The 14,049-nt window shown below is 71.0% G+C and carries 12 protein-coding genes and 1 pseudogene; 5 read left to right on the forward strand and 8 right to left on the reverse strand.

All coding sequences use genetic code 11. The annotated features are described in order from the left end of the window. Positions 1-5: 5 nt before the first annotated feature. Both ABZ622_RS20470 and ABZ622_RS20475 read right to left on the reverse strand, forming a co-directional pair. Entirely contained in the window at positions 6-1,556 is a 1,551-nt protein-coding gene (locus ABZ622_RS20470; protein ID WP_360545030.1) for an acyl-CoA synthetase, read from the reverse strand. Further along, positions 1,553-2,662 (reverse strand): nitronate monooxygenase family protein, encoded by a 1,110-nt coding sequence (locus tag ABZ622_RS20475; protein WP_360545032.1) that lies wholly within the window; start codon positions 2,660-2,662, stop codon positions 1,553-1,555. Before ABZ622_RS20475 ends, ABZ622_RS20470 begins: the two co-directional genes overlap by 4 nt. 182 nt (positions 2,663-2,844) lie before the next feature. Here ABZ622_RS20475 and ABZ622_RS20480 point away from each other — a divergent pair, with 182 nt between their 5' ends. From ABZ622_RS20480 to ABZ622_RS20495, 4 genes and pseudogenes are all read left to right on the forward strand, one after another. Then, positions 2,845-4,692, forward strand: a complete 1,848-nt coding sequence (locus ABZ622_RS20480; protein WP_360545034.1) for a serine hydrolase — start codon at positions 2,845-2,847, stop codon at positions 4,690-4,692. A 30-nt stretch (positions 4,693-4,722) separates the two neighbouring features. Continuing rightward, a complete protein-coding gene (locus tag ABZ622_RS20485) occupies positions 4,723-5,598 on the forward strand; it encodes a phosphotransferase (protein WP_360545036.1) in 876 nt (291 codons plus the stop codon). A gap of 37 nt (positions 5,599-5,635) precedes the next feature. After that, positions 5,636-5,778 (forward strand): annotated as a pseudogene (locus ABZ622_RS20490) (diadenosine tetraphosphate hydrolase); the annotation flags it as partial. Between the two features lie 50 nt (positions 5,779-5,828). Further along, positions 5,829-7,049, forward strand: coding sequence for an MFS transporter (locus ABZ622_RS20495; RefSeq protein ID WP_360545038.1), 1,221 nt, complete (start codon positions 5,829-5,831; stop codon positions 7,047-7,049). 40 nt (positions 7,050-7,089) lie between these two features. Here ABZ622_RS20495 and ABZ622_RS20500 read toward each other — a convergent pair whose 3' ends face one another. From ABZ622_RS20500 to ABZ622_RS20525, 6 genes are all read right to left on the reverse strand, one after another. Then, positions 7,090-7,989, reverse strand: coding sequence for a MurR/RpiR family transcriptional regulator (locus ABZ622_RS20500; RefSeq protein WP_360545040.1), 900 nt, complete (start codon positions 7,987-7,989; stop codon positions 7,090-7,092). Positions 7,990-8,017: 28 nt separating this feature from the next. After that, a complete protein-coding gene (locus tag ABZ622_RS20505) occupies positions 8,018-9,268 on the reverse strand; it encodes a M20/M25/M40 family metallo-hydrolase (protein WP_360545042.1) in 1,251 nt (416 codons plus the stop codon). Beyond that, positions 9,268-10,038 (reverse strand): amino acid ABC transporter ATP-binding protein, encoded by a 771-nt coding sequence (locus tag ABZ622_RS20510; protein WP_360545044.1) that lies wholly within the window; start codon positions 10,036-10,038, stop codon positions 9,268-9,270. The genes ABZ622_RS20505 and ABZ622_RS20510 overlap by 1 nt, the downstream gene beginning before the upstream one ends. Further along, positions 10,035-11,021, reverse strand: coding sequence for an amino acid ABC transporter permease (locus ABZ622_RS20515; protein ID WP_360545046.1), 987 nt, complete (start codon positions 11,019-11,021; stop codon positions 10,035-10,037). Before ABZ622_RS20515 ends, ABZ622_RS20510 begins: the two co-directional genes overlap by 4 nt. 1 nt (position 11,022) lies before the next feature. After that, the gene (locus ABZ622_RS20520) at positions 11,023-11,976 is read right to left on the reverse strand and encodes an ABC transporter substrate-binding protein (protein ID WP_360545048.1); all 954 of its coding nucleotides are present in this window, start codon (positions 11,974-11,976) and stop codon (positions 11,023-11,025) included. Between the two features lie 276 nt (positions 11,977-12,252). Continuing rightward, positions 12,253-13,107: a MurR/RpiR family transcriptional regulator gene (locus tag ABZ622_RS20525; RefSeq protein ID WP_360545050.1), complete on the reverse strand. Its 855-nt coding sequence runs from the start codon at positions 13,105-13,107 to the stop codon at positions 12,253-12,255. A gap of 62 nt (positions 13,108-13,169) precedes the next feature. Between ABZ622_RS20525 and ABZ622_RS20530 the strand changes: the two genes are divergently transcribed. Further along, positions 13,170-14,036 carry an EamA family transporter gene (locus tag ABZ622_RS20530; RefSeq protein ID WP_360545052.1) on the forward strand — a complete coding sequence of 289 codons (867 nt, stop codon included), beginning with the start codon at positions 13,170-13,172 and terminating at the stop codon, positions 14,034-14,036. Positions 14,037-14,049 lie beyond the last annotated feature (13 nt).

Raw genomic sequence — 14,049 nt, forward strand, 5'->3', positions numbered from 1 at the left:
GCGGCTCACACGGCCCGGGAGTGGCCCTCCCAGTACGGGTCGCGCAGCCGCCGCTTGTAGAGCTTGCCGTTGGGGTCACGGGGCATCACATCGATGAAGTCGATGCTTCTGGGGCGCTTGTATCCGGCGAGACGCTGTTCGCAGTGGCGCAGGACCGCGGCGGCGAGCTCCTCCCCCGCCTCGTGTCCCGCCGCCGGTTCGACGACTGCCTTGACCTCCTCGCCCCAGTCGGGGTGCGGGATGCCGAAGACGGCGACATCGGCGACGGCGGGGTGTCCGAGCAGGGCGCCCTCGATCTCGGCGGGGTAGATGTTGACCCCGCCGGAGATGATCATGTCGATCTTGCGGTCGCGGAGGAAGAGGTAGCCGTCCTCGTCGAGGATGCCGAGGTCGCCGACGGTGAAGAAGTCGCCGATGCGGTTCTTCTTCGTCTTGGTCTCGTCCTTGTGGTAGCTGAAGCCGCCGGTGTTCATCTTCAGGTAGACGGTGCCGAGCTCGCCGGGCGGCAGCCGGTTGCCGTCGTCGTCGAAGACGGCGAGTTCACTGATGGGCCAGGCCCGGCCGACGGTGCCCGGCTTCTTCAGCCAGTCCTCGGCGGTGGCGAAGGCGCCGCCGCCCTCGCTGGCCGCGTAGTACTCCTCGACGCATCTCCCCCACCAGTCGATCATGGCGCGCTTGACATGGTCGGGGCAGGGTGCGGCGCCGTGGATGGCGTGCCGCATGGCCGTGACGTCGTACCGCCGTTTCACCTCGTCGGGGAGGGCGAGGAGGCGGTGGAACTGGGTCGGGACCATGTGGGTGTGGGTGCAGCGGTGGGTGTCGATGAGCCGCAGCATCTCCTCGGGTGTCCACCGGTCCATCAGGACCAGCGGGTGCCCGATGTGCAGGGACGCGCCCGCGAACTGCAGAACGGCCGTGTGGTAGAGCGGCGAGCAGACCAGGTGGACGTTGTCGTCGAACGGTTTGATGCCGAAGATGCCGAGGAATCCGCCGAGGTGGCTCTCCTCGGGGAGCCTGCCGGAGAGCGGACGGCGGATGCCGCGCGGGCGGCCCGTGGTGCCCGAGGTGTAGTTCATGACCCAGCCCAGGGTGCGGTCCCGGGGGGCTTCTCCGGGCTGCCCTTCGAGCAGTTCGGCGTACGGGCGGAAGCCGCCGACCGCGCCCACGGCGAAGCGGTGGCTCGCCGGCAGTCCCGCCTCGTCGGCGGCCTCGGTGGCGGCCGGTGCGAACCGCTCGTGGGCGATGAGCACCTTGGCGCCGGAGTCGGCGACGATCCAGGCGATCTCGGGGCCGACGAAGTGGTGGTTGACGGGGACCAGGTAGAGGCCGGCCTGGGAGGCGGCGAGGTAGGCGGTGAAGAATTCGACGCCGTTGGGCAGCACGACCGCGAACGCGTCGCCCTTTCGCAGCCCGGCTGCCCGCAGTCCGTGGACGAGGCGGTTCGCGGCGGCGTGCAGCCGGCCCGCCGTCCAGTGCTCGCCGTCGGGTGCGATCAGGACGGTGCGTCCGGGGTCGGCGGTGGCCTGGGCCCAGAAGCCGTTGGGCGGCTGACTCATGAGGCGCTCCGTCCGGCGATGCGGTTGATCCGGTCCACGGCTCGCTCGAAGCCGCGGGTCAGGTCGTCGAAGACGGCCTGCACGCTGCGTTCGCTGTTCATCCGGCCGACGATCTGGCCGACGGGGGTGCCGAGCAGTGCGCCGGTCTCGTACTTCTGGATGCGTGACACGGCCTCGGCCACCAGCAGCCCCTGGAGCGGCATGGGCAGGGTGCCGGGCCCGGCCGGGTCGTCCCAGGCGTCGGTCCATTCGGTACGGAGCTGGCGTGCGGGCTTGCCGGTGAGGGCGCGGGAGCGGACGGTGTCGCCGGAGCCGGCGGCGAGGAGTTTGCGGGTCAGCGCGCGGGAGTGCAGGTCGGCCTCCTCGACGGTCAGCCAGAGGGAGCCGAGCCAGACGCCCTGGGCGCCGAGGGCCAGTCCGGCGGCGATCTGCTCGCCGCTGCCGATTCCGCCGGCGGCGAGGACGGGCAGTGGTCCGACGGCGTCGACCACGTCCGGGACCAGGACCATGGACGCGATCTCGCCGGTGTGGCCGCCCGCCTCGTAGCCCTGGGCGACGACGATGTCGATGCCCGCGTCGGCGTGGTGGCGGGCGTGCCTGGCGCTCCCGGCCAGGGCGGCGACGAGCACGCCCCGGTCATGGGCGCGCCGGACGACATCGGCGGGCGGTGACCCGAGGGCGTTGGCGAGGAGCCTGATGGGATAGTCGAAGGCGACATCGAGCTGGTTGCGCGCGACCTCCTCCATCCAGCCGGTGATGCGCCAGCCGGACGCCTCGCCCTCGGCGAGTTCCGGCACGCCGTGCTTGGCGAGGGTGTCCTGGACGAACTGCCGGTGGCCGGCCGGGATCATCGCCTCGACATCGGCCTCGGTCACCCCCTCCACCTTCTTCGCGGGCATGACGACGTCGAGGCCGTACGGCTTGCCGTCGGTGTGCTCCTGCATCCAGTCGAGGTCGCGCGCGAGGTCGTCGGGGGCGGTGTAGCGGACCGCGCCGAGTACGCCGAATCCGCCGGCCCGGGTGATGGCCGCGGCCACCGCGGGGAACGGCGTGAAGCCGAAGATGGCGTGCTCGACTCCCAGTTTCTTGCTCAGCTCCGTCTCCATGGGGCGCAGGATGCCGCAGCCGGTCACTTGAGGGAAGAGATTTTCTGATGCAGTGTCAGATTCTTTGTGGCGCAGGGGTCCTCCGTGACGGCAGGGGTGACAGTAATCTCTGCGGCGGCAGGAAGTTTCATTGCCGGACGAATTTTCGAAAGTTACTTTCGCGCAGTGAGAAGGGGTTCCGGATGACCGAGGACGCGGCGGGCAGAGGGATCAGCCGACGGAGGCTGGGCGGTGGGATGCTGGCCCTGGGCGGGGCACTCGCCCTGGCGCCGATTCCGTTCGCGGAGCAGGCGTCGGCCATGGAGTCGGGGGCGGGGGCGTCGGACATGAGCACAGGAGCCGGGGGTTCCGCGTCGGGACACGGCAGGCCGACGCTGCGGCGCGGTCCGGCCGAACGCGCCGGGCTGCTCCAGGAGCCCCTGGACCAATTGGTCACGGACGCGGAGAAGTTCCTCTCCGCCTCCCCGAAGCACCCCTGGTACGCGGGAGCGGTGCTGCTCGCCGGACGGGGCGGCACGGTGGCCCTGCACCGGCCGATCGGCAAGGCCGTGCGCTATGCGGCGTACGACGAGAAGTCGGACACCGGCGTGGAGTTCCCGCCGGACCAGCAGATCCCCATGGCCGAGGACACCGTCTTCGACCTGGCTTCGGTGTCGAAGCTGTTCACCTCGATCCTGGCCGTGCAGCAGATCGAGCGCGGAACGCTGGCCCTGGAGGCGAAGGTCGCCTCGTACCTGCCCGATTTCGCGGGCGGCGGCAAGCAGGACATCACGATCCGTCAACTGCTCACGCACACATCCGGTTTCCGCGCCTGGATCCCGCTGTACAAGGCACCGACCCGGGAGGGGAAACTGCGACTGCTGTGGGACGAGGTGCCCGCCAGTCCGCCGGGCACGGTGTACCTCTACTCCGACCTCAACCTGATCTCGCTGCAACTGGTCCTGGAGAAGATCACCGGCCGCACGCAGGACGTCCTGCTCCGTGAGCAGATCACCGCACCGCTCGGGATGCACCGCACCCGGTACAACCCGCCGGCCTCCTGGAAGCCGAAGATCGCCGCGACCGAGGACGCCCGGCAGCCCTGGTCCGGGCTGGACCGCGGACTGGTCTGGGGCGAGGTGCACGACGAGAACGCGTACAGCCTGGACGGGGTCGCGGGCCACGCCGGAGTCTTCTCCTGCGCCTGGGACCTGGCGATCCTCGCCCGTACGCTGCTCAACGGCGGGGTCTACGGCCGCGCGCGAATCCTCTCCGCCGAATCGGTCGACCTGCTGTTCACCGATTTCAACACCGCGTTCCCCGGCGATGAGCACGGTCTCGGCTTCGAGCTCTACCAGCACTGGTACATGGGTGCGATGGCCACCCCGCGCACCGCGGGCCACACCGGCTTCACCGGCACCAGTCTCGTACTGGACCCGACGACCGACTCGTTCCTGATCGTCCTCGGCAACTCGGTTCACCCCGTGCGCAGCTGGCGCTCCGGCAGCGCCCCGCGCGTCGCCACCGCGAATCAGATGGCGCGCGCCGTCGCGGTCCGCCCCGCCCGTGGCCGTACGGCTTGGTTCTCGGGCATGGCGAGCGCCGCCTCGGCCACGCTCACACTGCCGCCGCTGCGCCTCACCTCCTCGCACGGCCGGCTGAGCTCGGCCCTGTGGTGGGACACCGAGCCCGGCTCCGACTCCCTGTTCCTGGAGGCGTCGGCGGACGCCGGGGCGAGTTGGCAGCCGGTCCCGTTCACCACCGTCCCGACGTCGGAGAAACCCCGCCCCGCGCCCGATCCGCACCCCACCGGCGCGGTCTCCGGCTGGTCCGGCCGGGTATGGCACCGCCTCGACGCGGACCTCGCCGCCTGGCGCGGCAAGGAGGTCCGGCTGAGGTGGCGGTACACGACGGACCAGCTGTACGTCGGGCGAGGGGCGTACGTGGATGCCGTCCGGGTCGAGGACGGAAACCGGACACTCTTCGACGAGAGCCGGTCCGGCGACACCGCGCGCATCGAGGCGCTCGGCTGGACGGCGTCGGCGGACTGAGCCGCACGGGCCGTGCCGGACAATGTCCCGATGACCACGTCACCTGAGAGCTGGATGCGCGCCGAGCGCCTGGACGCCGACCGCATGACGGACGCCGTGCACGCCCGGACAGGCGTACGGCTGGTGGTCGAGGGCCCCTGTCCGGGCGGCGAGGTGGGGGCCGCATACGTCCGGTGGCCCGACGGCCACCGGTCCGTACTGAAGTGGCGGCCGGACACCCGGCTCGACGCGCTGCGGGCGGGGCCCCTGGCGGTGTGCGAGGTGCTGCGCGGCCGGGGGTATCCCTGTCCCTCGACAGAGCTGGCGCTCCAGGTGGACGGTGCGGTGGTTCTGGTCCAGCAACTCCTTCCGGGCGCACCGCCGGAGCTGCTGGACCACCGCGGTCTGGATCAGGCACTCGCCCTCAACGAGTCGCAGTCGGGGCTGCTGGCCGGGCACGGCGACATCCCTTCGATGAACCTGTATCTGCTCGACGACGGCCCCGGCTACTGCCTTCACGGGCCGCCGCGTCGGCACAGTCGGCGCAGTGCTGCCCTGGAGCGCCGGATCAGGTCGGTCGGTGCCGGTCGCCCTCCCCGCCTGGCCGGGGACGACGTCGTGCACCAGGACTTTCACCATGGCAATCTGCTGGCCGTGAACGGCACGGTCACCGGGGTCATCGACTGGGACGGCGCCGGGCGGGGAGACCGCCGGTTCGACCTGGTCACCCTGCGCTTCGGGCTGCACGCGCGGGAGCAGGCGCCGGGGGTCGTCCGCCGCCTCGACGACATCCTGGACGCTCTGCCCGAAGACGTTCTGCGCCCCTGTTGGGCCCATATGAGTCTGCGGATGACCGACTGGGCCATCCGGCACTTCGCACCGGGCGACGTGGAGCACTGGCTGGATCTGGCCGAGCGACGTCTCTGACGGAGGCGCGCCACAGGGACCGAGGTAGGTTCCCGCAATGACTTCGAACCGGCGGACCGATCGAACAGGCACTGCGCTGAGAGGCGCGAACCCGACCGTCCGCGTCGGCCGGGTTCGCGGTTCGCGGTGATCGGGGACGTGCAGTTCCTGCCGGGGTACTCGGTGCTCCTGGTCGACGACCGGCGGACCACCGGCCCGGCCGCCACCGGCGCACCGGTCGCGGGAGAGATGTGAAGAGCACCGCCCGGCCGGCCGTGACCCGTCTGGCCCCCTTGCGGGTTCCCGCCTTCCGGCGGTTCGTGCTCGCCAACCTCGTCTCGGCGTCCGGTTCCGCGATGGCGCCCCTCGCGCTCGCCTACGCGGTGATCGGGCAGGGCGGTGGAGCGGGCTCGCTCGGTGTCGTGCTGGCCACGAATTCCGTCCCGACGATCGTCTTCACCCTCGTGGGCGGCGTTCTCGCGGACCGGATCTCGCGCAGCCGGATCCTGTTCCTGGGCAATCTCCTGGCCGCGAGCGCTCAGGGGGTGCTCGCGGCGCTGGTGGCCACACACCATGCGACGACCGCCGCGATCGCCGCGTGCGGATTCGTGTCGGGGATCGCCGTGGCCTTCACAGCACCGGCCGCGGTGGGTGCGGTGGGGCAGGTGGTCGCCGCGGAGCATCTGCAACAGGCCGTTGCGCTGCTCCGGCTTCCCGGCAACGCGGTCAAGGTGCTCGGCCCCGTCGTCGCGGGGCTGATCGTCGCCGTCGGCGGACCGGCCTGGGCCCTGTCCTGGGATGCGCTCTCCTTCCTGATCGCGGCGCTCCTGTTGCTCGGCCTGCGGCTGAGCGCACCGGTCACGACGAGCAGCGCCCTGGCCGACCTGCGCGCCGGTTGGTCCGGCTTCCGGTCCCGCACCTGGCTGTGGACGTACACCGCCGCCGGGACGGTGGTGGTCGCCGCGTGGCTGGCCGGTTTCCAGCTTCTTGGTCCCGTGATCGCTGCCGAGCACTACTCGGGGGCGCGTTCCTGGGGGCTCGTCCAGGGCGCGTTCGCCTTCGGGCTGCTGGCGGGGACAGTAGTGTGCCTGCGCTGGAGGCCGTACCGGCTGCTGGCCGTCGCCGTAATCACCGGCGCCGGGCTCTGTCTGCCACCGGCGGCACTGGGCTTCGGGCTGGCCCTGCCCTGGGTGCTGCTCGCCGCCCTACTCGCGGGCGTCGGGCTGGACGTCGCCATCGTGGCGTGGAACACCGCGCTCCAGCAGCACGTGCCCCAGGAGGAACTCGGCCGGATGAGCTCGTTCAACGGTGTCGGGGAGCGGATCGCCATCCCTCTCGGCTACCTCGTCACCGCCCTCGCCGCGCATGCCTGGGCCGACCGGACCGTACTCCTGATCTGTGCCGGTGCCATCGTGGCCACCACGGTCCTCAACCTCTGCGTACGGGACGTGTACCGCGTCAATCGCGTCTGAACGTGCGGGAAGGCGTGTGCGGGACGGCGCAACCGCCCTCTCAGAGCGGCCCGGAGTCGTCCGGCTGGATGCCTGCCCGGCGGGACACGTCCTCGCTGTGCTCCAGGTGGTTGCGTCCCTGTTCGCCGAGCTGCCCGAGCACCCCGGCGAGCACCGTCTCGACGGTGGCCAGCGTCGGGACCATGCTGTCGTACGGCGACGGCGCGGCGACATGGCTGGGCAGGACGACGTCGGCGAGGCTGGTCACCGGCGAGAGCCAGGCGTCGGTGAACAGAACGACCTTGCTCCCGCACTGTGCTGCCAGCTCGGCGATGACGACCTTGTCCGGTTCGTAGCGCCGGTAGTCGAAGACCACGAGGACGTCCTGCCGCCCGAGACCCGCCAGGACCGCGGTCCGCTCCACGTCGCGGTCCGGCAGGATGACCACGTCGCCACGCAGTTGCATCAGGTGCAGCCCCAGGTACTGCGCCAGCAGATGTGTGAACCGGCCGCCGGCCAGGATGACGCGGCGCTTGGGGTGGCAGAGCAGGGAGATCGCCGCCTGCACGTCGTGGGGCGGCAGTTCCCGCAGCGTGCGGGCGACCTCGGAGCTGAACACGTCCTGTCCGCCCTCGGGGTGCGCCGGGTCCCGCCCGTCCTCGTCCGGTGCGCCGGGTGGCGCGGCGCCGTATCCCCGTGTGCTGTAGAGCCGCAGAGGTGAGGCGCTGCGTTCCTCCAGTTCTCCGCGCAGCGCCGCCTGGAAGTCGGGGAAGCCCTTGTAGCCGAGCCGGTTGACGAAGCGGATCACCGTGGGCGCGCTCACCGCGGCACGTTCGGCGAGCGTGGCCACCGTCTCGAAACCGGCCGACGGGTAGCCGGCGAGCAGCACCCGGGCCACCTTGCGTTCGGCGGGGCTGAGGTCACCGAACCGCTGCCGGATCTCTTCGGCGAGTGAGGACATGGGCCGGGTGCCACCTTTCTGAAGGGGTTCAGATTACGTGGACCGGCGTGCTCCGGGCATCCGGGCCGGCTGCCGTCGTGGAGCCGAGAGCCGTGATCAGTGCCGCGAGCAGGGCGACCCGGTGCGGGACCGTCGTCACGTCCAGCCACTCCTCCGGGCTGTGGTCACCGCCGCCGACCGGGCCGAGGCCGTCGAGCGTCGGCACCCCTGCTCCGGCGATGGTGTTGGCGTCGCCGACGCCACCGGTGGCGGCGGCCCCCAGGTCGAGGCCGAGCTCCGCCCCGGCCTCCCGGGCGCGGGCGAACACGGCGCGGGCCGCCGGGGTGTCCTCCATGGCCGGGCAGGTTTCCGTCTGCCGCACCGTGGCCCGGGTGCCCGGTACGGACAGCTGGGCGGCGGCCACGACGATGGCCTGCCGGGCGCGCTGGATGCCCGATTGGGTCGAGGACCGCACCTCCACGTGCAACTCGGCCTCGGGGCAGACGATGTTGACACGGCTGCCGGCCCGGATCATCCCCACATTGACCGTGACGCCGTCCCACCGTCCGTTCATCTCCTGGCAGGCGATGAACAGATGAGCGGCGGCCAGTGCGGCGTTGGCTCCTCGTTCCGGTTCGATGCCGGCGTGGGCGGCCCGTCCCGTGACGGTGATCAGGAAGCCCGCCACCCCCTTGCGGGCGATGACGAGGTCGCCGTTCTCCCGGGCGCACTCCAGGCCGAGCCCGTAGTCGACGGCCGAGGCGAGCTCAGCGGTCACCCGGCGGCTGGCCGGTGAGCCGATCTCCTCGTCGGGGGTGGCCAGGAAGACGATCTCCGCGAAGTCCTTCAGCCCGCGGCGCAGCAGGATCTCCACGGCGGTGAGGCCGGCCAGCAGGCCGCCCTTGTCGTCGCTGACTCCGGGGCCGTGGGCGAGCGGGCCGTCACGGGTGAAGGGGCGTCGCGCCGCCGTCCCGTCGTCGAAGACGGTGTCCAGGTGTCCGGCGAGAAGGATGCGCCGTCCGCCCTGTTCTGCAGGGATCCGGCCGGGCAGCCGCCCCACCACCAGGTCGCCGAAGCGCATGTCCCTGCCGGGCACGGCGACGGGCTTCCGGTCCACCTCGAACCCCAGGCCGGTCAGGCGACGCCCGGTCCATGTCGCGACCCGGTTGACCCCCTCGGGGCTGTACGAACCGGAGTCGATGGACACCAGATGTTCCAGGTCCGCCAGGTAGCGGGGCTGGAGGGCGAGGGCGTCGGAGAGCAGCAGGGCCGCCGTATCCCGCTGCCGTGCTTCGGGCATCACAGGACCTTCGACAGGAAGGTGCGGGTGCGTTCCTGCCGGGGATCGCCGAGTACCTGCCGGGGGTCACCGGCCTCGACCACGACACCGCCGTCCATGAAGACGGCCGTGTCCGCGACCTCCCGGGCGAATCCGATCTCGTGCGTGACGACGACCATCGTCATCCCTTCCGCGGCCAACTGCCGCATGACGTCGAGCACTTCCCCGACCAGTTCCGGGTCCAGGGCCGACGTCGGTTCGTCGAAGAGCATCAGTTTGGGCTTCATCGCGAGCGCTCTGGCGATCGCGACGCGTTGCTGCTGGCCGCCGGACAGCTGGGCCGGATAGCGCTCGGTACGGTCGGCGAGGCCGACCCGGTCCAGCAGCCGCAGGGCGTCGGCACGTGCCTCGGCCCTGGTGACGCCCGCGACCTTCACGGGCGCCTCCATGACGTTCTCCAGCGCTGTCATGTGCGGGAAGAGATTGAACCGCTGGAACACCATCCCGATGTCGCGGCGGGCGCGGGCGATCTCGCGTTCCTTCAGCTCGTACAGCCGGTCGCCCTGCTGCCGGTAGCCGACCGGGGCGCCGTCGACGGAGAGGCTGCCTCCGTCGATCTTCTCCAGATGGTTGATGCAGCGCAGGAACGTGGATTTCCCCGAGCCGGAGGGGCCCAGCAGGCAGCAGACGCGCCCGCGTTCGACGGTCAGGTCGACGCCCCGGAGCACGGAGACCTTCCCGAAGTGTTTGCGCACGCCCTCGGCGTGCACCATCGGCGTTTCCACAGTCATCCCTTCGTGTCGGTCGTTGCGGCGGGGGCGGTCCGGGAGATCCGGAGTGCGGCGCCCGTGACGAGGCGTCGCAGCGGCCCGGCGGCAGGGGTGGCGGGTGCGGTGCCACGGCCGTAGCGGCGCTCCAGCCAGGACTGCGGCAGGCCCAGTGCCGTGACGAGGATCAGGTACCAGATGCCGGCGACCATGAGCATGGGGATGACCTGGTAGTTCTGGGCGTACACGTCCTGGATGTTGGACATCAGGTCGTGGGCGGAGATCACCGAGACCAGCGCGGTCATCTTGAGCATGTTGATCGTCTCGTTCCCCAGCGGAGGGATGATGACCCGCATGGCCTGGGGCAGCACGATGCGCCGGGTGGTCAGGGCCGGGCGCATGCCGAGCGACTGGGCGGCCTCCGCCTGTCCCGCGTCGACGGACTGGATGCCCGCTCGGACGATCTCGCTCGCGTACGCGGCCTCGTTCAGTCCCAGCGCCAGGAGCGCGGCGACGGCGGGGGTGAGCACCGTGTTGGTGTCCAGGTCCAGGAACGTGATGTGGGTGAACGGGATGCCGATCAGGATGTGTTTGTAGAGGGCACCCGCGTATCCCCAGAAGATGATCTGGACCAGGAGCGGGGTGCCGCGGAAGACCGAGACGAACACATGGGCCAGGGCGCGGAGTACCGGGTTGGACGACAGGCGCATCACGGCCACCAGTACGCCCAGTCCGAGGCCGGCGGCCATGGCTGCCGCGGTGAGCCACAGAGTGGTGGCCAGGCCGTCGAAGACGAGGTCGGCGAAGGCGTAGTGCCCGACGATGTCCCAGTGCAGGTTCTTGTTCCCGGCGAGGGAGCCGGTCAGGCCGACGAGGGCGGTGAGGGCTGCCGCGGCGGCCAGCCATCGGCCCCAGTGCCGGATCGGTACGACGGTGAGGCTCTGCCGGGCAGGCGCTGCGGTGGCTGGGGCGCCGCGTACGGCCCCGGCGGGTGTGAGGGCGGCCATGTCAGGACACCGCCGCGTTCCTGGTGGCCTGCTTGACGGCGATGGAGGCGGCGCCGTACTTGTCGCAGATCTTGCCGAGCGTGCCGTCGTCGATGAGTGCCTGCAGGGCCTTCTGGATCGCGTCGGTCAGCCCGGGAAGCTGTTTGCTGACACCGATGCCGTTGGGTGTCGCCTCGTAGCCGCCGCCCGCGGCGGGATCCTCGACGACCTCGAAGGCACGGCCGCCGTCGGCGGTCTTCGCCGACCAGCCGGCGCCGGGCTTCGTCACCAGATCGGCGACCACCTTCCCTGAGCGCAGGGCCAGTTGGGCGTCGGAATCCTTCGGGAACGTCTGGATGGAGACGGCGTCCCGGCCCGCTTCGGCGCACGTGGACTGGTGCTTCTTCAGCACTTCCAGCTGGTGACTGGCCGCCTGGGTGGCGACCTTCTTGCCGCAGAGATCGTCGAGCCGTGCGATCCGGTCCGGGTTTCCCTTGGCCACGAGGATCCCCGAGCCCGATACGGAGTAGTCCACGAAGTCCAGGACGCGCTGGCGCTCCCTGGTGTCGGTCATGGCCGACATGACCGCGTCGAACTTGCCGGCCTGGATGCCGGGCACGATGCCGTCGAACTTCTGTGCCGTGAAGGCGAATCGCACCCCCAGCTTGGCACCGAGCGCCTGGCCGAGGTCATGGTCGAGCCCGGTGAGCTCGGGCCGCCCCTCGGCCTTGAACATGACGAACGGTGCATACGGTACGTCGGTGGCCACCCGGACCGTACCGCTGGACCTGATGGCCGGGGGCAGGGCGGCGTGGAGTTTCGCGTCGCGGGTGACGTGCACACCCGCGACGGCGACATCGCCGGTGGAGGCGGCGTCGTCGACGGCGCGGTCCTTTCCGCATGCGGACAGCGCCGTGGACGCTGCGATCAGCAGTGCGGTGGCCGCTACTGCGCGGCGGACTGGGCGGGTAGGCAAGACGGACCCCTCTCGCGGAACTGCCGTGCGGTTGGTTCAACCGCCGACCAGATGCCCGCACGTTACACGCAGGGTTCATTTTGGCCACACTGTAATGCGCATAACAGGTCGATAACAGTCGACTCCGGTGGCGAAACGATCCACTATCGATGGAATCCGTGACCTTTGGCGCGACCCTCGCGACACACCCCGCACCGGAGACTCGTTTCAGAATGCCGACCGCCAGGCGCATATGTAACGCGTGCGACATGCGGCACCCACGGCCGGCCGCCCAGGTCAGTACGTGTGGTCGGCGGTGACGTCGGCGGAGAGCCGGAGGGCCTGTTCCGCCGTGGTCGCGCGAAGGGTGAGCAGGGTCTGGGTGAGCGCGTCGACCGTGACGAGGTGGGCGATCCGGCTGGCCGTGGTCTCCAGCCCGAAGACGAGGTCCTGCCCCCCGGCGACGAGAGTGTGCGTGCAGGTCTCGCTCAGGGGCGACTGTGCGTAGCTGGTGAGGCCGATGGTCTCGGCGCCCGCGCGGCGGGCCCGGCGAGCGGTGTCGACCGTACTGCGGGTGGCGCCGGTGTGGCTGATGGCCAGGCAGACCGCACCCGAGGGCAGTTGGGCGGCGGCGAGCTGGGCGGTAAGCGGGTCGGCAGGGGCGTCGACGACGCACCCGAGGGCACGCAGGCGGTAGGCGGCGTCGGCGGCCACGGCCGCGGAGAGGCCGGCCGCCGCGACCACGATGCGGGGCGCGGCATCCAGCGCGGTGGCCGCGGCGAGCAGCCGGTCGGCGGTCAGCGTGGTGGCGAGGTCGTCGAGGGCTTCACGGGAGGCGTGGATCGTGTCGGCCAGGGCGCGGGCGGCCGGGTCGCCATGGGGGTCCGGCGACGGTGCCCGGGTGGGGCTCTGGCGCGCCGCCGCGATCTTCAGTTCCTGGTAGCCACGGTAGCCGAGGCGTTGGCAGGCACGGACGACTGATGACGGTGCCGTGCCGGCCAGGGCGGCGACGTCACTGACGCTGAGCCGGACGAGGTCGGCCCCCTGGTCGAGGATCACCTGGGCGACGCGGGCCTCGGTCTCGCGGAGCTCCGGCAGCTTGGCCCGTACGTGAGCGCCGAGCCGGTACTCGTCGGCGGAATTTTGTTCCATGTGATTAGAGTAGCGCGGAACCTCATTCCAGATAGTCTGCTGCCGCCTGGAGTCCTTTCGTCATGCCTTCGTTCCTCCCTGCGGGCACGGCCGTACCCGCAGCCGTGCTCACTGCCGCCGTTCTACATGCCCTGTGGAACGCGATGGCCCATCGCATCACCGACAAACTCGTCGGTTTCACCCTCATCAACCTCGCGTACACCGGCTGCGCGGCGGTCATGGTCTGTTTCACACCGATACCCGAGGCCGGAGCCTGGCCGTTCATCCTGGTGTCCGCCGCGCTGGAGGTGCTCTCCCAGCTCTTCCTGCTGCGCGCCTACCAGCTCGGTGACTTCGGCCAGATGTATCCCATCGCGCGCGGCACCGCCCCGCTGCTCGTGGCCGTCGCCTCCGTGACCGTGCTGGGGCAACCGCTCGCCGCCGCCGCGATGGTGGGGGTGCTGGTGATTTCCGCAGGTCTGGCCGGTCTGGCCTTCGCGGACGGGTGGCCCGGGCGCGCACAGCTGCCCGCGCTCGCCGCGGCGGTGGCCACCGGAGTCGTCATCGCGGGCTACACGGTCGTCGACGGGACGGGCGTCCACCGCTCCCAGACCGTGATCGGCTACATCGCGTGGCTCTTCCTCTGCCAGGGCCCCGTCATTCCGCTGCTGGCGCTCGCCCGGCGGGGCCGTCCGCTGCTCGCGCAGCTGAAGCCGGTCCGCGGGATCGGCCTGACCGGCGGCGTCATCTCGCTGACCGCCTACGGCCTCGTCATCTGGGCGCAGGCCCACGGCGACCTGGCGACCGTCGCCGCCCTGCGTGAAACCAGCATCCTCATCGCGGCGCTGATCGCCACGCTGCTCTTCCGCGAGCGGTTCGGGCGGCTGCGCCTCACTGCCGGCGCGGCCGTCCTCGCCGGCATCGTCGTACTCGAACTCGCCCATCCCTGACCCGGCGGACGGG

Source organism: Streptomyces sp. NPDC007164, assembly GCF_040634135.1.
GTDB classification, from domain to species: Bacteria; Actinomycetota; Actinomycetes; order Streptomycetales; family Streptomycetaceae; genus Streptomyces; species Streptomyces sanglieri.

What these genes read in the sequence shown, in the direction of transcription:
- ABZ622_RS20470 (WP_360545030.1), bottom strand. Translation starts at nt 1,556, where the DNA reads ATGAGTCAGCCGCCCAACGGCTTCTGGGCCCAGGCCACCGCCGACCCC.
- ABZ622_RS20475 (WP_360545032.1), bottom strand. Translation starts at nt 2,662, where the DNA reads ATGGAGACGGAGCTGAGCAAGAAACTGGGAGTCGAGCACGCCATCTTC.
- ABZ622_RS20480 (WP_360545034.1), top strand. Translation starts at nt 2,845, where the DNA reads ATGACCGAGGACGCGGCGGGCAGAGGGATCAGCCGACGGAGGCTGGGC.
- ABZ622_RS20485 (WP_360545036.1), top strand. Translation starts at nt 4,723, where the DNA reads ATGACCACGTCACCTGAGAGCTGGATGCGCGCCGAGCGCCTGGACGCC.
- ABZ622_RS20500 (WP_360545040.1), bottom strand. Translation starts at nt 7,989, where the DNA reads ATGTCCTCACTCGCCGAAGAGATCCGGCAGCGGTTCGGTGACCTCAGC.
- ABZ622_RS20505 (WP_360545042.1), bottom strand. Translation starts at nt 9,268, where the DNA reads ATGCCCGAAGCACGGCAGCGGGATACGGCGGCCCTGCTGCTCTCCGAC.
- ABZ622_RS20510 (WP_360545044.1), bottom strand. Translation starts at nt 10,038, where the DNA reads ATGACTGTGGAAACGCCGATGGTGCACGCCGAGGGCGTGCGCAAACAC.
- ABZ622_RS20515 (WP_360545046.1), bottom strand. Translation starts at nt 11,021, where the DNA reads ATGGCCGCCCTCACACCCGCCGGGGCCGTACGCGGCGCCCCAGCCACC.
- ABZ622_RS20525 (WP_360545050.1), bottom strand. Translation starts at nt 13,107, where the DNA reads ATGGAACAAAATTCCGCCGACGAGTACCGGCTCGGCGCTCACGTACGG.
- ABZ622_RS20530 (WP_360545052.1), top strand. Translation starts at nt 13,170, where the DNA reads ATGCCTTCGTTCCTCCCTGCGGGCACGGCCGTACCCGCAGCCGTGCTC.